Origin of the sequence: Streptomyces phaeochromogenes (assembly GCF_001418655.1) — a bacterium.
In the GTDB taxonomy this organism is placed as follows: Bacteria; Actinomycetota; Actinomycetes; order Streptomycetales; family Streptomycetaceae; genus Streptomyces; species Streptomyces phaeochromogenes.
This window is the reverse complement of sequence record NZ_LIQZ01000278.1, coordinates 1-23,163: the sequence shown is the minus strand read 5'-3', so window position 1 is coordinate 23,163 and position 23,163 is coordinate 1. Positions and strand designations below refer to the sequence as shown.

19 protein-coding genes are annotated in these 23,163 nt (G+C 72.0%); 7 read left to right on the top strand and 12 right to left on the bottom strand.

The window, feature by feature from the left end; translation table 11 throughout:
- The first annotated feature begins 182 nt into the window (after nt 1-182).
- The gene (locus tag AOK17_RS32155) at nt 183-1,034 is read left to right on the top strand and encodes a phosphotransferase enzyme family protein (RefSeq protein WP_055616096.1); all 852 of its coding nucleotides are present in this window, start codon (nt 183-185) and stop codon (nt 1,032-1,034) included.
- A 209-nt stretch (nt 1,035-1,243) separates the two neighbouring features.
- On the opposite strand, the gene AOK17_RS32150 is transcribed toward AOK17_RS32155, so the two are convergent.
- Nucleotides 1,244-2,146, bottom strand: coding sequence for a LysR family transcriptional regulator (locus AOK17_RS32150; protein ID WP_055616095.1), 903 nt, complete (start codon nt 2,144-2,146; stop codon nt 1,244-1,246).
- 104 nt (nt 2,147-2,250) lie between these two features.
- Here AOK17_RS32150 and AOK17_RS32145 point away from each other — a divergent pair, with 104 nt between their 5' ends.
- Nucleotides 2,251-3,255, top strand: a complete 1,005-nt coding sequence (locus AOK17_RS32145; protein ID WP_079053405.1) for a DMT family transporter — start codon at nt 2,251-2,253, stop codon at nt 3,253-3,255.
- A gap of 9 nt (nt 3,256-3,264) precedes the next feature.
- Here the strand turns inward: AOK17_RS32145 and AOK17_RS32140 are convergent, their stop codons facing one another.
- The 4 genes from AOK17_RS32140 to AOK17_RS32125 all read right to left on the bottom strand — a co-directional run bounded on the left by AOK17_RS32140 (nt 3,265) and on the right by AOK17_RS32125 (nt 7,735).
- Nucleotides 3,265-3,993, bottom strand: a complete 729-nt coding sequence (locus AOK17_RS32140; RefSeq protein WP_055616094.1) for a 3'-5' exonuclease — start codon at nt 3,991-3,993, stop codon at nt 3,265-3,267.
- A gap of 162 nt (nt 3,994-4,155) precedes the next feature.
- Nucleotides 4,156-5,388, bottom strand: a complete 1,233-nt coding sequence (locus AOK17_RS32135; RefSeq protein WP_055616093.1) for an SAV2148 family HEPN domain-containing protein — start codon at nt 5,386-5,388, stop codon at nt 4,156-4,158.
- Nucleotides 5,389-5,490: 102 nt separating this feature from the next.
- On the bottom strand, nt 5,491-6,810 hold the full coding sequence (locus AOK17_RS32130; RefSeq protein WP_055616092.1) for a copper amine oxidase: 1,320 nt from the start codon (nt 6,808-6,810) through the stop codon (nt 5,491-5,493).
- A 109-nt stretch (nt 6,811-6,919) separates the two neighbouring features.
- On the bottom strand, nt 6,920-7,735 hold the full coding sequence (locus AOK17_RS32125) for a hypothetical protein (protein ID WP_055616091.1): 816 nt from the start codon (nt 7,733-7,735) through the stop codon (nt 6,920-6,922).
- Nucleotides 7,736-7,914: 179 nt separating this feature from the next.
- On the opposite strand from AOK17_RS32125, the gene glgX reads away from it, so the two are divergent.
- From glgX to AOK17_RS32110, 3 genes are all read left to right on the top strand, one after another.
- Entirely contained in the window at nt 7,915-10,038 is a 2,124-nt protein-coding gene (gene glgX / locus AOK17_RS32120; protein WP_055616090.1) for a glycogen debranching protein GlgX, read from the top strand.
- A 177-nt stretch (nt 10,039-10,215) separates the two neighbouring features.
- A complete protein-coding gene (gene treY, locus AOK17_RS32115) occupies nt 10,216-12,627 on the top strand; it encodes a malto-oligosyltrehalose synthase (RefSeq protein WP_055616089.1) in 2,412 nt (803 codons plus the stop codon).
- A gap of 174 nt (nt 12,628-12,801) precedes the next feature.
- Entirely contained in the window at nt 12,802-14,052 is a 1,251-nt protein-coding gene (locus AOK17_RS32110; protein ID WP_055616088.1) for a M14 family zinc carboxypeptidase, read from the top strand.
- Between the two features lie 320 nt (nt 14,053-14,372).
- Here AOK17_RS32110 and AOK17_RS32105 read toward each other — a convergent pair whose 3' ends face one another.
- The 3 genes from AOK17_RS32105 to AOK17_RS32095 form a co-directional block, all read right to left on the bottom strand.
- Nucleotides 14,373-14,798, bottom strand: coding sequence for an SSI family serine proteinase inhibitor (locus tag AOK17_RS32105; protein WP_055616087.1), 426 nt, complete (start codon nt 14,796-14,798; stop codon nt 14,373-14,375).
- 42 nt (nt 14,799-14,840) lie between these two features.
- Nucleotides 14,841-16,232, bottom strand: a complete 1,392-nt coding sequence (locus tag AOK17_RS32100; protein ID WP_107102556.1) for a M14 family zinc carboxypeptidase — start codon at nt 16,230-16,232, stop codon at nt 14,841-14,843.
- A gap of 196 nt (nt 16,233-16,428) precedes the next feature.
- Entirely contained in the window at nt 16,429-16,986 is a 558-nt protein-coding gene (locus AOK17_RS32095) for an FHA domain-containing protein (RefSeq protein WP_055616086.1), read from the bottom strand.
- A 181-nt stretch (nt 16,987-17,167) separates the two neighbouring features.
- On the opposite strand from AOK17_RS32095, the gene treZ reads away from it, so the two are divergent.
- A complete protein-coding gene (gene treZ / locus AOK17_RS32090; RefSeq protein ID WP_055616085.1) occupies nt 17,168-18,913 on the top strand; it encodes a malto-oligosyltrehalose trehalohydrolase in 1,746 nt (581 codons plus the stop codon).
- Between the two features lie 59 nt (nt 18,914-18,972).
- On the opposite strand, the gene AOK17_RS32085 is transcribed toward treZ, so the two are convergent.
- From AOK17_RS32085 to AOK17_RS32075, 3 genes are all read right to left on the bottom strand, one after another.
- On the bottom strand, nt 18,973-19,902 hold the full coding sequence (locus AOK17_RS32085) for an aminoglycoside phosphotransferase family protein (RefSeq protein ID WP_055616084.1): 930 nt from the start codon (nt 19,900-19,902) through the stop codon (nt 18,973-18,975).
- A gap of 44 nt (nt 19,903-19,946) precedes the next feature.
- Nucleotides 19,947-21,071 carry an aminopeptidase P family protein gene (locus tag AOK17_RS32080; protein WP_055616083.1) on the bottom strand — a complete coding sequence of 375 codons (1,125 nt, stop codon included), beginning with the start codon at nt 21,069-21,071 and terminating at the stop codon, nt 19,947-19,949.
- 127 nt (nt 21,072-21,198) lie between these two features.
- On the bottom strand, nt 21,199-21,822 hold the full coding sequence (locus tag AOK17_RS32075; RefSeq protein WP_055616082.1) for a LysE family translocator: 624 nt from the start codon (nt 21,820-21,822) through the stop codon (nt 21,199-21,201).
- Between the two features lie 131 nt (nt 21,823-21,953).
- On the opposite strand from AOK17_RS32075, the gene AOK17_RS32070 reads away from it, so the two are divergent.
- Nucleotides 21,954-22,709, top strand: coding sequence for a metallophosphoesterase (locus AOK17_RS32070; protein ID WP_079053401.1), 756 nt, complete (start codon nt 21,954-21,956; stop codon nt 22,707-22,709).
- Nucleotides 22,710-22,745: 36 nt separating this feature from the next.
- Here the strand turns inward: AOK17_RS32070 and AOK17_RS52650 are convergent.
- The coding region (locus tag AOK17_RS52650) for a PDZ domain-containing protein (protein ID WP_245697506.1) at nt 22,746-23,163 on the bottom strand (418 nt) is incomplete at its 5' end.

Genomic DNA, 23,163 nt, shown 5'->3' with positions numbered 1-23,163 from the left:
CGGCGGCCCCCGTCATCGTGCTGACGTACTGACACGCCGTCAAGACAGCGCACACACCCTCCCGAGGGCTCTCACCAGTGTGAATGCGACACTGGGCGGCGTATGGCGTGATCTCGACCGCCGACGCGACGAGAACCGCAGGACAACCGGACGGGAACCAAGGGCTCCACGGGAGGCGAGTGATGGACGAGGCACAGGCGCGGGGCGTGCTCGCCGAGGCGGGGTTCGGCCGGGGCGCGGAGCTGCTCGCGCTGGGTGAGAACGCCGTGTTCGCCGATGGTGACCTGGTGGTCAAGGTGGGCCGCGACGCCGAGCTGCTCGACCGGGCTCGGCGGGAGCTGGCCATCGCCGTCTGGCTCGCCGAGGCGGGCGTCCCCGCGGTGCGGGCCGCCGAGTCCGAGGCGCGGTCCGTGGCCGGTCACCCGGTGACGGTGTGGCACCGGCTGCCCGCTCCCGTACGTCCCGCCGAACCCCGCGATCTCGCCGAACTGCTGCGCCTGGTGCACGCCCTGCCCTCCCCCGCCTTCACGCTGCCGCGCCGCGAGCTGCTGGGCGGCGTCGAGCGGTGGCTGCGGCTCGCGGGCGACGCGATCGATCCGGCGGACGCCGCGTTCCTGCGGGACCGGCGCGACGGCTTCGCCACGGCCGCCGCCGCACTCACCCCGCATCTGCCGCCGGGCCCGATCCACGGCGACGCGCTGCCCCGCAACGTCCACATCGGCCCCGACGGGCCGGTCCTGGTCGACCTTGAGACCTTCTCCACCGACCTGCGCGAACACGACCTCGTGGTCATGGCGCTGTCCCGCGACCGGTACGGGCTGCCCGCCGAGGCGTACGACGCGTTCACCCGGACGTACGGCTGGGACGTACGCGAGTGGGACGGCTGCGGGGTGCTGCGCGGGGCCCGCGAGACGGCCAGCTGCGCCTGGGTCTCCCAGCACGCACCGAGCAATCCGAAGGCACTGGCGGAGTTCGAGCGCCGGGTGGCGTCATTGCGGGACGGCGACGAGACGGTTCGCTGGTATCCCTTCTGAGGCCGCTCTCCTGGGCTGCCGCCTCCCTTCAAGAGCTGGCCTGACGGGCGAGTGAGCCGAAGGGGCGCGCCGGTGTCGAGAGCCCAGGGGTCCCCCGGACGGAGTCTGGGGGAGCGCGGAGGCCCGACGAAGGAGGGTCGAGCACGGTCGTGCTCTCGACACCGGCTGTAGCGCCCCGGAGGCGAACCGAGCCGCAAAAAAAAGAGAGGTCAGCTCCGGTCGCGGATCGTCCCGGCCGCCCGGTGCAGTTCGGCGAGTACCGTCCGTACGGCCTTGCGGGCCGTGCGTTCGGGGCGGTGGAGCGCGTCGATGTGCCGTCGGGCCTGGACCCCGCTGAGCGGCTTGAGCACCAGCGCGGGGTGCGGGCGCATCGTCCAGCGGGGCATCAGGGCGAGGCCCCCGCCGGCGGCGACGGCCTCGGCGGCCACCGCGAACTCGTTGATGCGGTGGGCGAGACGGAGTCGGCGCCCCGCGGCGGTGGCGATGGCGTCGACGGTCGCCACGATCGGGAAGCCGTCGTGTGCCGTGATCCAGGGCTGGTCGGCCACATCGCGCGGGGTGAGCCGCCGTTTGACGGCCAGCGGGTGGTCGGCGGGCATCGCCACGTCGAGCGGTTCGCGCAGGAGGGTGGTGGCCGTGACCGTGCGCGGCCAGCCCGGGGTGTGTTCGAGGCGGTGGGCGAGCACGAGGTCGTACTCCCTGGTCAGCGGCGGGAAGTCGTCCTGCGTGACATCCGCGTCGGCGAGGGCCGGCTGTGGCCCGCCGGGCGCGGCGAGCGCCTGGAGCAGCAGCGGGAAGAACGCCGAGGCCGCGCTGTGGAAGGCCGCCACCGACACCTCGCCGTCCGGCCGGTCGACGAACTCCGCGACGGTGTGCCGGGCCCGCTCCAGCGCCGTCTCCACCTCGATCGCCGCCCCGGCCAGCGCCTGCCCGGCGTCGGTGAGCGCCAGCCGCCGCCCCTGGCGCTCGGTGAGCGGGACGGGGATCGCGCGCTGGAGCAGCCGCAGTTGCTGGGAGATCGCCGAGGGCGTCACGAGCAGCGCCTCGGCGACCGCGGTGACACTGCCGAGTTCGCCCAGCTCACGCAGGATCCTCAGCTGCCGTTCGTCCATGTCCTCGTCCCAGCGATCGCGTCGGCCCCGATGTAGGGATGCTAAAGGATCGTTTAAGAAGTTGGCTCTGGGCTTCAGGGACGTGGACGGTGCAGGGTGAGCGCGTGCCCGATGCCCGACGTACCGATGCGGTACTCCTCCTCGTAGCCCTCGTCTGGGGTTCCAGCTATCTGTCCGCCCAGACCGCCACCGCCGTACTGCCCGTCCTGGTCGTGCTGTTCGCGCGGTACGCCCTGTCCGCGCTCGCCTGTCTCGGTCTGGTCGCCGCCGACCGGAAGTCCCGCGGATGGACCCGCGACGAGCTCCGGATCGGCGTGCCTCTGGGGATCACCCAGGCAGCCGTCCTGGTGGTGGAGACATACGGTGTCGCCCACACGAGTGCCGCGAACGCGGGGCTGATCATCAGCCTGACCATCGTGATCACTCCCCTCCTCGACCGCTCGGGCCACCGCGGCGGCCTCCCGCTCCCCTTCTACGCAGCCGCCGGTGTGTGCCTGCTGGCCGTCGGCCTGCTCATGTCGGGCAACGGCTTCCACGCGCCCCGCCTCGGCGACCTGCTGATGCTCGCCGCGGCGCTGATCCGGGCGGTGCATGTGGCACTCGTCGGCCGGCTCACCGTGAACCGTGCGATCCGCCCGCTGCGGCTGACCACCGTGCAGACCCTGGTCGGCTCGGCGCTGTTCCTGCTGCCCGCGTCCGGCGAACTGTCCACGCTCGCCCACATCGGCGTCGCGGGCTGGGCCCAGCTGCTCTATCTCGCCCTGTTCTGCAGCGTGTTCGCGTTCCTCGCGCAGACCTGGGCCGTCCAGCGCACCTCGGCGAGCCGCGCCAGCCTCCTCCTCGGCACCGAACCGATCTGGGCCGCCGCGGTCGGCATCGCCCTCGCAGGCGACCACTTCACCCCGGTGACCGCCCTCGGCGCGACCCTGTTGGTCACCGGAACGTACTGGGGCCAGGCGATCGAACGCGCCCACCGAGCCACGGCCCCCTCAGGGGCGCGGGGAACTGCGCGGCCAGCCACAGCGGACCCGCACCTCGAGGACAACCTCATACAGCAGGCTCTCCCGGCGGAGCGCCAACGCGCTGAGGAGGCTCAACGACCGGCGTGAACGAGCGGTTCAGACCCGCTCGTCCGCGTCCGCCAGGTCCCGCAGCGGCCACACCCCGTCCACCACCGCCGTCTCGTCCCCCTTGCGGCGCAGGAAGGCCTGGAAGTCGGCCGCCCATTCCGCGTACCACTCGATCTGGCGGCGGTGCAGTTCCGCCGGGCCGAGCGCCGCGACCTTGGGGTGGCGGGCGGCTATCGCGCCGGCGAGGCGGGCCGCCGCCAGGGCGTCCGCCGAGGCGTCGTGGGCGGAGTCGAGCGCGATCCCGTACTCCGCGCAGACCGCTTCGAGATTCCGCTTGCCGCGGCGGTAGCGGTCCACCGAGCGGTCGATCGTGTACGGGTCGATGACCGGCGCGGGATCGACTCCGCCGAGCCGGTCGCGCAGTGACGGCAGTCCGTACCGCCGCAGTTCGGCGGAGAGCAGGGTCAGGTCGAAGGCCGCGTTGTACGCCACGACCGGGACGCCCGACTGCCAGTACGAGACGAGGACCGAGGCGATCGCGTCGGCCACCTGGTCGGCGGGCCTGCCGTCGGCCGTCGCCCTTTCGTTGCTGATCCCGTGCACCGCCACCGCGTCCGCCGGGATCTCGACTCCCGGGTCGGCGAGCCATTCTCGGTGCCCGACCGGCTCCGTCCCCCTGACCTCGATCACGGCCCCGGTGACGATGCGCGCCTCGCGCGGATCCGTCCCGGTCGTCTCCAGGTCGAAGCCGACCAGCAATTCCCCGTGCCAACCCATGCCGGCCCCCTTCTTCGTGGTGCGATCCCCCAATGACCTCCACGATCCCATGGGCCACTGACAATCCGACGACCGCATTCCGCTTGACGCTCATCAGGCCCCGTCACCAGGCCTGCCACCGGACCGGCCGCGAAGCCGGGCACAGGCCCGTCACGGGAGCTGTCAGGACACAGGCCGTGAATCGGCCCAAGCCACCTCGAACTCCTCGCGATACGTCCCGAAAAGCCCTTCTTCGCCGACCTCGTCCGGCTTCAACACCCGCCCTCCGCCGCGCAGCACGAGCACCGGAGCCTCCATCCCGCGCGTCCGCCGCAGATACGACTGCACGACCGCTATGCCGTCCGAGCCGTCCCCGTCGACGAGGTACGCCGTGAAGCGGGGCGTCTCGTCGTAGACCTGGATCTCGAAGGCGCCGGGATCGCGCAGCCGGGCCCGGACCCGGCGCATGTGCAGGATGTTCATCTCGACGGAGCGACTCAACTCGCCCCGCTTGATGCCGAGTTCACGCTCGCGGCGCTTGACCGCGCTGGAGGCCGGGTTCAGGAACAGCAGCCGCACCCGGCAGCCGGACTCGGCCAGCCTGACGAGCCGCCGTCCGGAGAAGTTCTGCACGAGGAGGTTGAGGCCGATGCCGATGGCGTCGAGGCGGCGCGCCCCGCCGAAGATGTCCTCGGCGGGGAACTGCCGCATCAGCCGCACCCGGTCCGAGTGCACGCCCACCACGTCCGCGTACCGGTCGCCGACCAGGTTCTCGACCGCGTCGACGGGAAGCCGGCGCGCGGACGGTACGTCGCTGCCCGCGCCGAGTATCTCCAGGAGCTTCGCGGAGGCGCGCTCGGCCTGGGCGAGGACGGCCTCGGACAGCGCCCTGTTGCGCGAGACGACGTTGCGGGTGACTTCCAGTTCGTCCAGGGCGAGTTCGACGTCCCTGCGCTCGTCGAAGTACGGCTCGAAGCACGGCCAGTGCTGCACCATCAGCTCGCGCAGCTGGGGCAACGTGAGGAAGCTCAGGACGTTGTCGTCGGCGGGGTCGAGCAAGTAGCCCTTGCGGCGGCTGACTTCGCGTACGGCGACGGCGCGCTGCACCCATTCCTGCCCGGCGGGTCCGGCGGCGGCGACCACCCAGTCGTCCTCGCCGTGGACGGGTTCGTAGATCGGGCGCAGAACAGCGGCCACGACCGCGCGCAGCCGCTGTTCGACGAGGTTCAGCCAGATGTAGGCCCGGCCGGCCCGCTGGGCGCGCGTACGCACCTCGCGCCAGGCGTCGGCGCCCCAGTCCAGCTCCGCTCCGATTTCCATCGGTCGCGCCAGGGACACCGCGCCCGGTGGGGCATCCGTGGAGCTCCCCTCGTGACCGCCGTCACCAGGGGGCAACTCCAGCCCTCCGGACCCCACCCGCGCACCGCCTTCCGCTCCCCCGAGCACTCCCCCAGCCAACGATCAAGGAAGGGTACTCCGGGAGCGGCCGACGGTGCAGCCGGATGGACAGGTCGTTTCTCAACTACCGTTGTCCGGCTTGCCGTTCTGATCGGCCAGCTCCGGCGGAGTGAGCGGATTCATAGCGGTGACATCGCGCGGGGCGATGGAGAAGCCCTGCCAGTGGACCGGCATGGGCTGCTGGTCCTCGTCCCGGGCGACGTGGTGGAAGCCGATGTTCACCCAGGCCACGGGGTGCGTGAGGTTCTGTCCGTTGACCCACTTGTCGACGGACTTACCGGCTCCCGTACCGCAGTTGCGCAGGTTGTTGCTGGCGAACTGCTCGCACTTCTTGTACTGGGTGAAATAGACGTCGCGCTTGGTGAAGCTGCGGCCCGGGTACTTGGAGGTGGCGCCCGGGACGATTTCGTACGAACGGGCGTGGTCGTCCTTGTTCTTGCCGGTCGTGCTGACCACGCGCCACCAGCGCATGTTCTTGGCGTCGCCCGCGAGTTCCTTGGTGATCGCCTTGCGGGTGGTCTTGTTGCGCGGCGCCTCGCCGTTGGCGGCGGGCGGGCTGACCACGGAGTCGTACTGCTCGACCTTGTTCTTGGAGTTGCCGTCGAGGCCGAAGTTGAGCCGCCAGAAGACGTTGTGGCTGTGGCTGGTGGCGTACGCCTTGGCGCCCTTGCCGATCGGCCAGCCGCGGCCGTCACCGGCGTCGTAGTCACCGGGCGAGAGGCTGCCGGTGGCGCCGACGTTCATGTTGATCGCGCCGTCGTCCGAGAAGCGCCACTCGGTGATGTACTCGTACCAGCCGACCTGGTTGACGGTGTAGACGAGCAGGTCCTTGCCCTGCTGCTGGAAGACCTTGCTCGCCGAGTCGCCCTGCATGCGGTAGGCGTGGCCGCGCGAACGGGTCGTGGTGCACAGGCCCTTGACGTTCGGGTGCTCCGGGTCCCAGGCGTCGGGGACCTTGACCGTCTTGATGGTGCCGCCGGGGCACTCGCCGGGGGCCATGTCCATCAGGCCCTGGCCGAATCCGGCGCCGGTGAGGTCGTCGTACTCGACCGAGCCGTCGTCGTAGGGGACGTGGATCTGGGCGAGCTTCGCGCTCGTCAGGACACGTATGGGGGCCGCTTCGCCCTTGGGCTGGTACGAGATGTTCTCCAGGACGAGCCCGGCCTCGCTCTCGTAGTGCCAGCACATCGACCACTTGGTGCCGGTGGTGAGCGTCTGCTCGATCTTGTACTCCGCGCTGCAGTCGGCGGCTGCCGCGGGGGCGGCCTTGGGCTGGGCGACGGCCGGCCCCGCGGCCGTGGTGGCGCCGACGGTCAGGGCGGCCACCGAGAGGCCCACCGCCGTTCGCCTGCGGGCGCGGTTGATGGTGTTCACGCGCATGAAGAAGTGACTCCCTTGCACAAGCAGGAAAGTTGGAAAAGTGGACGGACTTCGCCGGACCGGACCGAACCCGGGCCGGTGAACGCGAGAGGCTGAACGGAAGGGAAGGTCAGCCGACCTTGGCGATCTTCCGGGCGCTCAGATCGACCACCAGGTCACGGCTGTCGATCCAGGGGCCGTTCTTGGCCTTCACGAAGAGCCGCAGGCAGCGGTGCTTGCCGCAGTCGGCGAGGGCCGCGGGCGTGCCGGCGTTCGCCCGGTAGACCATGCTGTTGAGCAACAGCTGGTCGGGAGAGGTCAGCTCCTTGCCGGTGGAGTCCTTGAAGTCGGCCTTCAGACCGGCGCCGAGCCGGTCGGTGATCAGGAGCTGTGCGGCCTCGACGGTCTCGGCACGGCTGAGCGGCGGCTGGACGCCGTGCTGGGTGTCGGTCCCCTCGACCTTGCCGGTGTCGAGGTTCACGGTCTTGGTGACGAGCGAGTCGTCCTTGTAGTCGTAGAACGACACCTCGGCGCGGCGCGGCGCGTTCGGGTCGTCCAGTTCGCTCTCGTCGGGCTCGGCGAGGTCGACGGTGATCCGCTGGGGACCCTTGTCGCCCTCGACGTTCTCGCTGGACCGGAAGAGCTGCCGGTCGAGGGCGAGCTTCTCGACACGCTCGGTCTCGTCGTCGGTGAGCGGGTCGCGCCCCTTGCCCTTGTCGCCCTCGGCCGGGGCCTCTTCGACGACGCCGGGCTGTACGGCCCCCTGAGCCTGGTCCTTACCCTGTCCGGCCTGCTGGGAGGTCTGGCCGGCCCCGTTGCCGCCACCGGAGTCGTCGGCGCCCGCCGAGCCCGGCAGGGTGATCCCGACCATGACGGCGGTACCGGCGACCGCGATGGCCGCACCCGCCACCACCTTGCCCAGATGGCGGTGCACTATCGTGCGCACATTTCCCCCTACTCCCCCTGCATCTCTAGGAGTCGATCGAGTCCCACTGGTTCGGCATACCGCGTATGCACTGGTCGTCCGGTAAGAGGGACGTAAGTCATAGGTGGTTCCATCACTTTCGGGGAGACTCGGGCGGGAGTCGCCCCCGGCGACGCCGCACAACTGGAAGAGTTGCATCCATGCAGGTCTGGCCTGGACAGGCGTACCCACTCGGTGCCACGTACGACGGCGCCGGCACCAACTTCGCGGTCTTCTCGGAGGCCGCCGACCGGATCGAGCTGTGTCTGCTGCACGACGACGGCTCGGAGACGGCGATAGAGCTGCGCGAGACCGACGCGTTCGTACGGCACGCGTACCTGCCCGGCATCATGCCGGGCCAGCGGTACGGCTTCCGTGTGCACGGTCCGTACGCGCCCGAGAGGGGTCAGCGCTGCAACTCCGCGAAGCTGCTGCTCGACCCCTACGCGAAGGCCATAAGCGGCGGCATCGAGTGGGGCGAGGAGGTGTACGGCTACCACTTCGGGGCGCCGGGCAAGCGCAACGACCTGGACTCGGCGCCCCACACGATGAGTTCCGTGGTGGTCAACCCGTACTTCGACTGGGGCGACGACCGGCGCCCGCGCACCGAGTACCACCACACGCTCCTGTACGAGGCCCATGTGAAGGGCCTGACGATGCGGCACCCGGGGCTGCCCGACGAGCTGCGCGGCACGTACGCGGCGCTCGCCCACCCGGCCATCATCGAACACCTGACCGAACTGGGCGTCACGGCACTGGAACTGATGCCCGTTCACCAGTTCGTGAACGACCACCGTCTGGTCGACATGGGCCTCAACAACTACTGGGGCTACAACACCATCGGCTTCTTCGCCCCGCACAACGCGTACGCCTCCTGGGGCGACCGCGGACAGCAGGTCCTGGAGTTCAAGTCGGCCGTCCGGGCGCTGCACGAGGCCGGTATCGAGGTCATCCTCGACGTGGTCTACAACCACACCGCCGAGGGCAACCACCTGGGGCCGACGCTGTCCTTCAAGGGCCTCGACAACGCCTCGTACTACCGGCTCACCGACGATCCCCGCTACTACATGGACACCACGGGGACGGGCAACTCGCTGCTCATGCGCTCCCCGCACGTGCTCCAGCTGATCATGGACTCGCTGCGCTACTGGGTCACCGAGATGCACGTCGACGGGTTCCGCTTCGACCTGGCGGCGACCCTGGCCCGGCAGTTCCACGAGGTGGACCGGCTGTCGTCGTTCTTCGACCTGGTGCAGCAGGACCCGGTGGTCTCCCAGGTGAAGCTGATCGCCGAGCCCTGGGACGTCGGCGAGGGCGGCTACCAGGTGGGCAACTTCCCGCCCCTGTGGACCGAGTGGAACGGAAAGTACCGCGACACCGTACGGGACATGTGGCGCGGCGAGCCACAGACGCTCGCGGAGTTCGCGTCCCGGCTCACGGGCTCCTCGGACCTCTACCAGGACGACGGGCGGCGCCCGCTGGCGTCCATCAACTTCGTCACCTGCCACGACGGCTTCACGCTGCACGACCTGGTGTCGTACAACGAGAAGCGCAACGACGCGAACGGCGAGGACAACCGCGACGGCGAGAGCCACAACCGGTCGTGGAACTGCGGGGCCGAGGGCGACACCGACGACCCGGAGGTCCTGGAGCTGCGGGCGCGTCAGATGCGGAACTTCACCGCGACGCTGATGCTCTCCCAGGGCGTGCCGATGCTCAGCCACGGCGACGAGTTCGGGCGCACGCAGAGCGGCAACAACAACGCCTACTGCCAGGACAACGAGCTGTCCTGGGTGCCGTGGCCCGAGAACACCGAGGGCGAGGGCGACGCCGAGCTGCTGGAGTTCACGCGCGCGATGGTGTGGCTGCGCCGCGACCATCCGGTGTTCCGGCGGCGCCGGTTCTTCCACGGCCGGCCCGTGGAGGGCACCCACGACGAGCTGTCGGACATCGCCTGGTTCACCCCCGAGGGCGAGGAGATGACCCAGCGCGACTGGGACTCCACGCAGGCGCGGGCCCTGTCGGTGTTCCTCAACGGCAACGCGATCTCGGAACCGGGACCACGCGGAGAGCGCATCAGCGACGACTCCTTCCTGCTGATGTTCAACGCCTCTCCAAAGACCCTGGAGTTCGTGGTACCGGTCAACCACGGCCGCCAGTGGCAGGTAGTCGTCGACACGGCAAGGCCATCCGGCCTGGAACGAGGCACAGGCGCGAAGGTCCAGGCGGGCGACCGCCTGTCATTGGTGGACAGAAGCATGATGGTGCTACAACGACCGGCCTAGCCGGATCGACTGGCGGCGGTGGTAGCTCGNNGCACGAGCTACCACCGCCGCCGCCTTTAGGGGCGCGGGGAACTGCGCACCCCAGCCAAAGCGGACCCGCACCTTCAATCGGCGCCCCCCGCGGAGCGCAAGCGTGTCGATGGCACAAACCGCCCCCAGGCGGGTACGTAGGTTCCCATGACACCTGAGCGTCCCGACCCGGCCGCCCCCGCCGCGCCGACCGCCACATACCGGCTCCAGCTGCAACCGGAGTTCCCCTTCGGGGCGGCCGAGGCGGCCGTCCCGTATCTGGCCTCGCTAGGCGTCTCGCATCTGCATCTGTCGCCGGTCCTGGAGTCGGTTCCGGGTTCGGGGCACGGCTACGACGTCGTGGACCACGCGCGCGTGCGCGACGAACTGGGCGGCGAGACGGGGCTGCGGTCTCTGTCGCGCACCGCGCGGGAGCACGGTCTGGGGCTCGTGGTGGACATCGTGCCGAACCACATGGCGATGGCCCCGCGCCACAACCACGCCCTGTGGGAGGTGCTGCGCGAGGGCCCCGACTCGCCGTACGCGCGCTGGTTCGACATCGACTGGCGGGCCCACGAGGGGCGGATGCTGCTGCCCGTGCTGGGGCAGCCGCTCGGCGCGGAGACAGGGGCCCTGGAGGTCGACGGGGACGTCCTGCGCTACTACGACCACGTGTTCCCGCTGCGGGCCGGCACGGAGAAGCTGCCGCTGCCCCGGCTGCTGGACGCGCAGTGGTACCGGCTGGGCTGGTGGCGGCTGGCCCGCACCGAGCTCAACTACCGGCGGTTCTTCAGCATCTCGGAGCTCATCGGGGTGCGCGTCGAGGACCCGGAGGTGTTCGCGGCCACGCACGGGAAGATCCTCCAGCTGCTGGAGGAGGGTGTGGTCGACGGTCTGCGGATCGACCACCCGGACGGCCTCGCCGACCCCGACGCGTACCTCCGCCGTCTGAACGAGGCGACGGGCGGGCGCTGGACGGTCGTCGAGAAGATCCTCGCGGACGGCGAACCGCTGCCCGCCGCCTGGCCGGTCGCGGGCACCACCGGATACGACGCGCTGCGGCACGTGGACGGCCTTTTCACGGACCCGGCGGGCGCGGGGGAACTCCTCGGCCAGTACCGGCGTTTCGCGGCCCCCCAGGCCGACCGTGGGGGCGTCTGGGAGGCGACCGTGCGACGGGCCGCGTACAAGGTGGTCCATCACGAGCTGGCCGCCGAGGTCGACCGGCTGACGCGCGAGGCGGACCGCCTGTGCCGCGCCTCGCCCGACCCCGCGCTGCGCGATCGCGCCCCCTGGGCCCTGCGCACCGCGCTGCGCGAACTCCTCGTCCGCATGGAGGTCTACCGGCCCTACACCTCCGGGGACGCCGCGACGGTCGTCACCGAGGAGGCCGCGGACGAGGCCCGCCTGGCCTTCAAGGTGCCCGAGGAGGCCCAGGCGGTCGATCTCGTACGGGATCTGGTGCTCGGCCGGACCGGCGAAGGACCCGAGTACGAGGCGTTCCGGGCGCGGTTCGCGCAGACCACGTCGGCGCTGCGGGCCAAGTCCGTGGAGGACACCGCGTTCTACCGGTACGTTCCGCTGCTGTCGGCGACCGAGGTGGGCGGCGAACCGGGGTCCCCGGCCGTGTCCCCGGAGGACTTCCACGCGTACTGCGCGCGCGTGCAGCGCGACTGGCCCGCCACCGGCACCGTCCTGTCCACGCACGACACGAAGCGCAGCGCCGACGTACGGGCGGCGATCTCGGTGCTCACGCAGATGCCGGAGCGCTGGGCCGACCTGCTGGCCGAGGTGACCGGGTGGACGGCGGCCGAAGGGATCGGCGCACCGGATCCGCAGGTGGCCTGGGCCGCGTGGCAGACCGCGGTCGGGCTCGGTCCCGCGGCCGGGGAGCGGCTCCAGGGCGCGCTGCTGAAGCACGTCCGCGAGGCGGGCCTCGGCACCTCGTGGACCGAGCAGGATCCCGCGTACGAGGCCGCCGTGGCGGAGTTCCTCAAGGCGGGGCCGTGCGGGACGCCCGGGCAGCTGGTGGCCGCGTTCAGGAGCTCCGTCGAGCCGCATGTGCGCGCGAACGTCCTGGGGGCCGCGCTGGTCCATCTGACGATGCCGGGTGTGCCGGACCTCTACCAGGGCACGGAGGTCGAGTACCGGGCGCTGGTGGATCCGGACAACCGGCGGCCCGCGGACTTCCCGCCGGCCGAACCGGACGGTCTGTCCGCCGAGAAGGCCGGACTCACCGGGGCCGCGCTGCGGCTGCGCGGGCGGCGGCCCGCCGTCTTCGGCGACTCGGCGACCTACGCGCCGCTTCCCGCGTCGGGACCGGGCGCCGCGCACTGTGTGGCGTTCGTGCGCTCCGGGGAGGTGGTCACGGCCGTCACCCGGCTGTCGCTGCGCCTGGAGGAGGCGGGCGGCTGGCGCGACACGGTGCTGGCGCTGCCCGCGGGACGGTGGGCGGACCTGCTCGCTCCGGGGCGGGAGTTCACGGGGCACGCGCGCGTGGAGGAGCTTTTCGGACCGTTGCCCGTAGTGCTGCTGGAGCGGATCGACGACTCCGGCGCCGGCTCCGGGGTGGGCGGCTGACCGGCGGCGCCCGGCGGAGGACACGGGCCGCGCCCGCCGTCCGGGGGCGAAATGCCCCCCGGCTACCGGTAAATGCTGCTGGGCGCTCCCCGGTGGCGCCCCTTCACGTCCTTGACAGTTCCTCCGGTCCGTGGAGTACTGCGGATGGCGACGCCGGAGCGGACCTAGTCGGGGGTGAGTCTCCTGCCGGAGCTGCGCTACCCCAGTGTGACCGAAATCGTTTCCTCGGCCCGGGCGTTGGCGGCCCACCGGCCGGGTCTGTGTTCGCTCAGACAGGTCGGTTCCTCGCGCGCCGGCCGGCCGCTGCAGCTGCTCTCCGTGGGCCACGCCGCGCGCTCGGTTCTGGTCGTCGCCGGCGCCCACGCCAACGAGCCCACGGGCGGCTCCACCCTGCTGTCGCTGGCCGAACGGGTGCTGCGCGACCGGGAGTTGCGGGCCGACACCTCCTGGCACTTCCTGCTCTGCGCGGACCCGGACGGCGCCAGTCTCCATGTGACGCCGGCGCCGCGCACCCTGCTCGACTACCACCTCGGCTTCTTCCGTCCGGCGGGGCCCGAGCAGCCCGAGTGGTCGCCGTCCGTGCTGCCGCCCGACCGGCTGCCGCCCGAGACGCGGGCCCTGACCCGGGTCATCGACGAACTGCGCCCCTACCTCCAGGTGACCCTCCACGGAACGGATCTCGGCGGCAGCTGGGTGCAGTTGACCAAGGACATCCCGGGGCTCGCCGAACCGTTCGCCAAGTCCGCGGCGGAGCTGAACATCCCGGTGGAGACGGGCGCCTCGGACGCCGCCGGCTGGCCCGCCTCCGGGCCGGGTGTGCATGTGATGCCCGCCCCGGGCTCCGACCTGGCGTACCCGAGCATGCCGGACGACGCCCGGCACAGCACCTGGTACCACGCCCACCGGTACGGCGGTCTGACCGCGGTCGTCGAGGTGCCGATGTGGGCGAGCGACCTGGTCGACGACCCCGCGCCGCATCCCGCCCCGGCGGCGGCCATGCGACGTCTGGCGCGTCGCCTCCTCCAGGACGCGATCCAGGTCGAGAGCGTCCTCGCCGAGGTGCTGCCGCGCCTGCCCGGGCCGGACGGACCGCTGCTGCGCGCCGCCAAGTGGGCGCTGGAGCTGGTGCCGGGGCTGGCGGGCGACTGGGCACGGACGCCACCGGCGGACTCGACGATGGCGTACGTGGGCAGCGTGGACGCGTTCGGCCGACGGCTGCCGCTGCGGGCCGCGGCGATGCTCCTGCGCGTCCTCCAGGAGGCCGACGACCGCGCCGCGCCCCCTCTGGAGCGCCTGGTCGCGTCCTGGAGCGAGGCGTTCGCCGAGCGCTTCCGGGCGCGCTGGGTGCCACTGGAGCACCAGGTCGAACACCAGAGCCGCACGGTGATGGCGGCAGCACGGCACGCCAGAGACCGGGCGGCTTGAGGCACGCGCGCGCTTGAGGCACGCGCGCGTGGGGGTCGCTTTCCTCGGGACGCGCGCGCGTGGATCGCTTCCGGCGGCAAGGGTGGGAGCCGCCTTCCGCGGCACGCACGTGCATCGCTTCCGGCGTCGCGCGTGGGCCTTGTCGTGCGGCACACGCGCGCGTGCGGGGCTCTCCCTGCTGCACGCGCGCGTAGGGCTCTTCTTGCGGCACGCGCGTGCCTGACGATCGGCTTGCGCGCGTGCCTGGCGGAGGTCGGTTGCGCGCGTGCCCGACGGAGGTCGGCTCGCTCGCGTGCCCGGCGGTTCGCTGTGATCGGTGCTCAGTCCGACAAGGCGAAAACCGACCCCGTCCGCGCCGCCATCACGCAGGAGTTGGAGTGCGTCTCCTTGTACGTGACCGCACGGCCTGCCCACTCGCCGCGCGCGGAGGTGGTCACCGGGGCGTAGATCATCGGGCAGTAGACCTCCTTGGGCGGGATGCGGCCGATGTCGCCGCCCGCGGCGCGGAGTTCCGCGCAGGCCCGTACCGCGTGCGCGTGGCCCTGGGGCGGGTCGCACAGCAGCAGGGTGCCGCGGGTGTCACTGGAGCGGGCGTCGCCGCGGGTGACGGTGACGTAGAGCCAGTTGCCAGCGATCGACTCCGGGGGCGCCGCCGCCCGGGCCGGCCCCGAACCCGCCACGAGGAGGGCGCAGGCGGTCAGCAGACAGGCCCGTACGGCCGCCGTCGCTTTGTGAGTGTTCGTCATTGCCTGTGCATCGGCACACCGGGCCCCGAGGCCCACCCCGACTCACTCGAACGGCACTTCGGCCCTCCTCGGGGGCGTACCGAGCGGACTCGCGTCCGGAGGCGCGCCGGGTTCCCGGTGCCGCGCCAGGTCGAACGCGGCGAGTACCACGCGCGCGTGGTACTCGACCTGCCGCGCCACCGGGATCCAGCGGGCCCCGTGGCCGTCGTGGTAGTCCGCGCACCACTCGTCGATGAGCCGGTCCAGGTCGGCCGTCGCGCCGGACGGGTCCTGCCCGGCGGCGGTCACCAGCTGGCGCAGCAGCCCCGCCGTGCGCAGCGCTATCCGCCGCCCGGAGATGCGCAGCGCGGTCAGCCGGGCCATGTCGAGCGGCGGCAGCGGGCGCGCGTCGGTGTCCGGACCGGTGTCGGGGTCCCAGGAGTCGGCGAGGCCGGGGCAGACCAGTAAATAGTCGTCGACCGGTGCGAGGAGACGGTCCGCGTCCGGAGCCGTGCCCAGGGAGGGGCGGATACGGGCCAGCAGGGCCTTCAGAAGGGCCGTGTCGCGCCGCAGCGTGCGGCTGACGGCCCGCAGGGCCCCGTCGGTGTCCGCGGGCGCCGAGGAGTCCCCCACGGCCGCCACGCCCCACATGGGCGCCTCGACGACGGCGGTCACCGTGCCGTACGGGTGCGGGTGGAACCAGGTGGACTCGACCGCCGCCTCCGTGATGGCCGCGGCCAGGTCGCCGCGCCGCGGGGGCGGGATCCGGTAGACCGCGGGCCCGAGCCTGGGCCAGTACAGCGTGTCGTACGGGCCGAGTTCGAGCGGGATGCCCAGGCGCCCCGCGATGTGCGCGAGGCGCGGCGCGAGTCCGGGCAGGTCGCGGGTCAGCTCGACGAAGCCGCCGCCCACGTCGACGCCGTGCAGGGAGCACTGGAAGAAGGGCCGCAGTTCGTCCTGGAGGGCGAGCAGGGCGCGCGTCTCCGGCAGGGCGGCCGACGCCGCGCCGTCGGGCAGCCACTCGGGCTGTTCGAGGAAGCCGGGGCGGAAGAAGTGCCGGAAGTAGTGGCCGAGGGTGTACGGGCCCGACAACCAGCCCTCGTTGCGGCGGGCGCCGTCGGGGTCGAGGCACAACAGCAGGTTCCAGGTCACGTCGGCGCCGTCGCACAACCGGGGGTCGGCGAGGGCCCGTTCGGCCAGTCGCAGCGCGGTGGCGCCGCCGACCGGCTCGTTGGCGTGGGGTCCCGCGACGATCAGGGCCTGGCGGCTGCCGTGTCCGACGGACAGCAGCAACAGGGGCAGTCCGGCCCGTGACGTGCCCACTTGGCGCAGCCGGGCGTCCCGTGGGCGGCGGTCGACGAGCGCGGCGGCCCGCACCCCAAGCTCGTCGACGGACAGATAGCGGAGGAGTGGCGGCAGCGTCTTGACCTCCGCTGTGAAGAGCCATCGGTTCACTTGGTGTGCATGGCGTACGCACAGTGAGTCACGACTACGGAGGTACGTCAACACCACGGCACGCCCGAAACGTTCACATCAGCAGGAGCCGCCGACGGAGGCTTCAGCTCCGCGCCCCTTCAGGGGCGCGGGGAACTGCGCGCCCAGCCACAGCGGACCCGCGCCCCAAGACGACGCACCCCGCGGAGCGAACCGCTCAGTCCGCGGCGAGCCGGAACGCCATCCGCCCGAAACTGACCTGGTCCCCGACCTGGACGACGGCGGCTCCGATCACCCGCCGACCGTTCACGGACGTGCCGTTCGTCGAGCCCAGGTCACGCAGCACCCACATACCGCCCTGGCGGGTGAGCTCGGCGTGCACACGGGACACCGTCTCGTGGCTGAGCCGCAGACCGCTGGCGGGGTCGCGCCCGATGCGCAGCGGATACCGGTGCTCCGGCCGGGGCAGCAGCAGTTTGGGCAGCCGCTCGGCCTGCCACGCCCTGCGCAGCCGCACGGTGAAACCGGAGACCGCCTCGACCGTGCCGAACAGCATCCGCGACCAACGGTTCTCCGTCTGCAGGTCGGCGGTGAGCGCGGCGAGTTCGTCCAAGGTGCGGGCGGCGAAGGCGAGTTCCATCCGCAGTACGAACGTGTCGTGCGAGAGCCTTCCCAGGGCGACGCCCTCCCGCAGCACCCTCAGCGCCCGGTCCCGCTCGGCGTCCGACAACCGCGCGGGAGCGGGATAGGTGTGGAACTCGGAGGACGACGTCACGGAGCCGATTGTCTGGCAGCACGGCCGGAGTGTCCAGAAAACACAGCACTTCAGAGGAGCACCTACGTCGGATCCGGTCCTTTCAAGTCGTTCGATCCGGAGGATTCGACGGTGAATTGATCTCGTTTGACGCACCATGGGACCGGCGACGTCACGGTGAGCAGACGAGGGAGAACCGTCCGTGCAGTTCGAGGTGTGGGCACCACAGGCCGACCGCATGACGCTCCACTGCGCGGACACCACGCGCGCGCTGGAGCCCGATCCGGAGCGCGTGGGGTGGTGGACGGGAGAGGCCGAGGCGCAGGACGGGACGCGGTACGGGTTCGCGGTGGACGACGGCCCCGTGCTGCCCGATCCGCGCTCGCGCCGGCAGCCGGACGGGCCCGACGGGCTCAGCGCGGTCGTCGACCACGAGCAGTACGCGTGGCGTACGGAGTGGGCGGGGCGCGGACTGCCTGGCGCCGTGCTGTACGAGCTGCACGTGGGCACGTACACCCGCGAGGGGACCCTGGACGCGGCGGCCGAGCGGCTCGGGCATCTGGTGGAACTGGGCGTGACGCACGTCGAGTTGATGCCGCTGTGCCCGTTCCCGGGGCGGCACGGCTGGGGATACGAGGGCGTGTCGCTGTGGGCCGTGCACGAGCCGTACGGCGGCCCCGAGGCGCTGAAGCGCTTCGTCGACCGGGCGCACGAGCGGGGCCTCGGTGTCGTCCTGGACGTCGTGCACAACCACCTGGGGCCGTCCGGCAACTACCTGCCCGCCTTCGGGCCGTACTTCACGGAGACGCACCACACGCCCTGGGGCGCCGCCGTGAACCTGGACGCGCCCGGTTCGGACGAGGTGCGTGCGTTCCTGCTCGGCAGCGCGCTGGCGTGGCTGCGCGACTACCGGTTCGACGGGCTGCGGCTGGACGCCGTGCACGCGCTGCGCGACACGCGCGCGTGTCACTTCCTGGAGGAGCTGTCGGCCGCCGTGGACACGTTCGCCGAGGAGCAGGGCCGGCCGCTGTTCCTCATCGCCGAGTCGGACCTGGCGGACCCGCGGATCATCACTCCCCGCAAGGAGAACGGGCTCGGGCTGCACGCGCAGTGGAACGACGACTTCCACCACGCGCTGCACACCGCGCTGACCGGTGAGGCGCAGGGCTACTACGCGGACTTCGGCCGGTCCCCGCTCGCCTCGGTCGCCAAGACGCTGACCACGGGCTTCTTCCACGACGGTACGTACTCCAGCTTCCGCGGTCGCCGGCACGGCCGCCCGCTGGACCTCACGAAGGTCTCCGCGCACCGCCTCCTGGGGTACGCGCAGACCCACGACCAGATCGGCAACCGCGCCCAGGGCGACCGGCTCTCGGCCTCGCTCTCCCCCGGCCTGCTGGCCTGCGCTGCCGTGCTGACCCTGACCGGGCCGTTCACGCCGATGCTGTTCATGGGCGAGGAGTGGGCGGCGGGCACGCCCTGGCAGTTCTTCACGGACCACACCGATCCCGAGCTCGCAGAGGCCGTACGCCGGGGCAGGCGGCGGGAGTTCGCGGCGCACGGGTGGGCCGAGGAGGACGTTCCCGACCCGCAGGACCCCGCCACCCGTGACCGCTCCTGCCTGGACTGGTCCGAGCCGGAGAACGGGCTCCACGCGCGCGTGCTCGACTGGTACCGCGAACTCATCGCCCTGCGGCACACCCAGCCGGACCTCTCCGACCCCGACCTCGCGGACGTCAAGGTCGCCTTCGACGAGCGCACCCGCTGGCTCGCCTTCCGCCGCGGTGACGTCCGGGTGGCCGTGAACCTCGGCAAGGACCCGGCGGCGATCCCCCTCGGCACCCGGCCGGCCCGCGTACTGGCGGCGTGGGAGCCGGTGGAGGTGCCGGGCGCGGACGGGGTACTGAGCCTGCCGGGCGAGTCGTGCGTGGTGCTTCTGCAGGGGTGACGTAAAGGCTTGCGCAAGCGTTTACGCGCGCCGCCCCGGCCCCAGCTTTCGAACTCCCCCTAGAGCGTCTCGTCCGTCTCGTCCCTCAGCTCCGTGACCCGTTCCAGGAGGATCGCCTCCCAGGAGCGTCGCAGTTGGGAGCGGAGGAGCGGCAAGGGGCTGTTGTCGTGGTTCCGGAGGCGGTGGGCGAGGCGGGTGAGGGTGTCGCAACGGGCGAGCCACAGACCGCGCAGACAGGGGCGGGCGCCGTAACCGGCGAGGGTGGCGGCGCGGACGGCGGCGGGGGCGCCGACGGCGAGGGCGAGGCCCGCGATGTCCTCGGCCGGGTCGCCGACCACCGCGTCGGTCCAGTCGAGGACACCGCGTACGCGCCCGTCCGCGCTGACCACGAGGTGTTCGCCCTTGAGGTCGTGGTGGACGAGGAAGGCGGCGCCGGGCTGCGCGGCGAGTTGGCCGGCCGCGGGCGCGGTCAGCTGCTGGAGCCGGGCGGGGTCGAACTCGTCGGCCGCGGCGAGCTGTTCGGCGGCACGCTCGGCGGCGGTCCGGAGCGCTTCGAGGGACCGGGGCGCGGCCCGGGGCACACCGAACGCCTCGGCCTGGCGCACCGGCACCTCGCGCAGTCCCGTGAGCACTCCCGCCAGGTCCGCCTCGCCCACGGCGGAGACGTCCTGCCGCTCGCCGGAGCCGCCCGGGATGAGCGTGTCGAGCGTGTACGTCAGACCGCTCGCCCACTCGCCGTGCGCGATGCTCACCGGCACGGAGACGCCGATGTGCGGGCGCACCAGATCGCGCAGCCGCAGTTCGCGCCGCTGGCGCAGGGAGGCCTCGCGGTCCGGGGCGAGCCGCAGTACATGGCGTGCGCCCACGAACCAGGTGGAGTGCTGGCCGCCCTCGGCGACGGGCCGGATCTCGGGCCCGCCGCCGTCCGGGAGGAGGGAGCGGACGAGGTGTCGCACGGTGTCCGCGGTGGGTGTCGCTGCCTGGGTCATGGTCGCGCCGTCTGCCGTTCGGGGTCCGGGTCTCCTGGGGGTGGTCAGTGCACGACGGCCATCTCACGGGAGGTGTTGTTGAGGCGGCGTCCGCCGTCCTCGGTGACCGTCACGATGTCCTCTATGCGTACGCCGAAACGGCCCGGCAGATAGATTCCGGGCTCTACGGAGAAGCACATCCCGGGCACGAGCGGCCGTTCCTCGCCCTCGATCATGTAGGGCGGTTCGTGGGTGGTGACGCCGATGCCGTGCCCCGTGCGATGGATGAACCGGTCGCCGTACCCGGCCTCGGTGATGTGCGCGCGGGCGACCCGGTCGACGTCCTGGCAGGCGATGCCCGGCCGTACGGCCCGGAACGCCGCCTCCTGTGCCTCGCGGACGACGTCGTGGACCCGCCGCTCCTCGGCGCTCGGCTCGCCGACGTGCACGGTGCGGGAGGTGTCGGAGCCGTAGCCGTGCTTCAGTCCTCCGAAGTCGAGGACGACCATGTCGCCGTTCTCGATGACGCGTTCGCCCGCCTCGTGGTGCGGGTTGGCGCCGTTCGGTCCCGACCCGACGACCGTGAAGTCCACCTGCGAGTGCCCGAACCGCCGCAGCAGGTCGGCGAGATCACCGGCGACCTCCGACTCACGGCGACCGGCGAAGGAGACCTTGAGGATCTCCTCGTACGTCGCGTCCGCGGCCTCTCCCGCTGCGGCCAACCGCTCCAGTTCCGCCGCGTCCTTGACGGCCCGGAGCATCGGCAGCCCCTCGGTGAGGGAGACGTACGAGGTGCCGGGCAATGCCTTCTGGAGGCCCAGCAGGTGCAGCGCCCAGGCGTTGTCGCTGACGCCGAAGCGGCCCGCGGCGTCGAGGAGCGGGGCCGTCGTCGCGTACGGGTCCTTGCCATCGGTCCAGTCGCGCAGGGTCAGCGCGGGCGCGCCCGCCGCCTTCTCGGCGTCCGGGGCCTCCAGGGTGGGCACGACGAGTACGGGGTCCTGTCCTGCGGCGAGCACCAGCAGGGTGAGCCGCTCGGTGGCCGCGGGCGGCGCGTAGCCGGTGAGCCAGACGAGGTCGGGGCCCGGCGCGACCAGCACCCCGGCGAGCCCCGCGTCGGCGGCGGCCCGCGCGGCGCGCTCCATCCGTGCCTGGTAGTCGTCGGCGGTGAAGGGCGCGGGCGTGCCGGTCATCCGGGCCTCCGTGGTTCAAAAGGGGCTACGGGCAGCATCCTGCCCGGACAGCGAGGGCGGCGCGAGCCGGTCACCACTACTTTCCGAACGGCGCCTTCCTTAGGAAGAGCGTCATTTTCCCGGGACATCAGCTCTCCAGGGCGAGCCGGGCGCCGAGGAGCAGCAGTACTCCCCCGGAGACCTGCTCCAGCCTGCGCCGCACGCCGGCCCGGGACAGCACGGTCTTCATACGGCCGACGAACCAGACGTACAGGCCGTAGTAGCCGATCTCGTAGACCGCCCAGAGCGCGGCGAGCCCGACCATGGTGGGCAGGTGCGGGGCGCCCTCCGGCACGAACTGCGGGAGGAAGGACATCGCGAAGATCGCTGCCTTGGGGTTGGCGAGGTTGATCACCAGCCCGGTCCGGTAGGAGGCCCAGCCGCTCTTCCCGCCGCCCTGCCCCAGGCCGTCGTCCGCCGCACCCTTGGTGCGCCGCGCCTGCCACAGCATCTGTACGCCGAAGACGACGAGCACGACGGCGCCCATGACGCGCATCACGTCGTACGCCATTTCGGAGGCGGCGAGCAGTGCGGTGAGGCCGCACGCGGCGACGACTCCCCAGACGAAGACGCCGGTCTCGTTGCCCAGCACCGTCAGGAATCCGGAACGCCTGCTCTGCAGGGACTGCCTGATGATCAGCACCGTGCTCGGTCCGGGCGAGGCGGCGATCAGGGTGCAGGCGCCGAGGAAGGCGAGAAGGGTGCTCAGCATGAGGCCCATCGTGGCCCGACGGAGGGGGCGCGGCCAAGACATTTAACGATCCCCGATTGCCCAACCATTAGTTCTAATGTTTGGATGCTCTCAAGCCATTAAGTGGCCACCTAGGGGAGGCGGAGACCACCATGCTCGTGCTCGCGCACATCAGCGACCTTCATCTCGACGGGACCGAGCGGGCGACGGAGCGCGCCGAGCGGGTGCGGGACCGGCTGTGGGAGCTGCCGGGCCCGGTGGACGCCCTGCTGGTCACCGGGGACATCGCGGACCACGGGGCGGAGGCCGAGTACGAGGAGGCCGCGCGCATCCTGGGGCTGCGCGACCGCGGCGCCCCCTTCCCCGTACTGACGTGTCCGGGCAACCACGACAGCCGCGCCCCCTACCGCAAGGCGCTGCTCGGCGAACCGGCGGGCGACGGGCCGGTCAACAGCGTGCGGGTCTTCGACGGGGCTGCCGTCCTGATGTGCGACTCCAGCGTGCCGGGCAGCGACGAGGGAGAGCTGGACGAGGAGACGTACGCCTGGATCGAGGAGACGCTCGACGAACTCGACGGCACGTTGCCAGCGCTGCTCGCCTTCCACCATCCGCCGGTGGCGCTGCATCATCCGCTGCCGGACGCGTACCAGTTGCGCCGGCCGTCGGCGCTGGCCGCGCTGCTGGAGCGCCGGAGCGAGGTCGCCGGGATCATCACCGGGCACGCCCACACGCCCGCGGCCACGACATTCGGCGGGCTGCCACTGGTCGTCGGGCCCGGAGTGACGTGGACGCTGCGGCTGCCGTGGGAGGGCGAGGGGGCGGCGGACCGGGAGGCGCCTCCCGGTTTCGCCTTTCATGTACTCGACGACGAGGGCCGGTTGACGAGCCACTTCAGAGTGGCGGGGTGACGCCGGTCCGGCGTGACCGTGCGACGGCGGGTCCCGTCAGGTGACGACGCCGGGGGTCACCGACAGCTGCTGGTAGCCGCCGCTCGCGTGCCGCAGCGTGAGCGTGACCGCCGTGCCGGGGCGCGCGGCGGCGACGGCCCGCGCGAGGTCGGCGGCCGAGTCGACACGGGTCCTGCCGAAGGCGAGCAGCACGTCGCCTCGTACGAGACCCGCGGTGTAGCCGGGTCCCGGGACGTGCACGCCGACGAGGAGCGCGCCCGGGCGGCCGTTGGGGGCGTCGACGGCCTCCACGCCGAGGGTCTGCCGCCGTCCTTCGGGCGTGTCACTCCGCGGATCCCGGGACGGATTCTTCGGCGAGGCGGAACTCCCCGCGCCCGGGGCCGACTTGGAGCCGCCCGGCCCCTGCGTCGATCCCTGGCCCGGGCCCTCCGCCGCCCCCTGCGCCGGGCCGGAC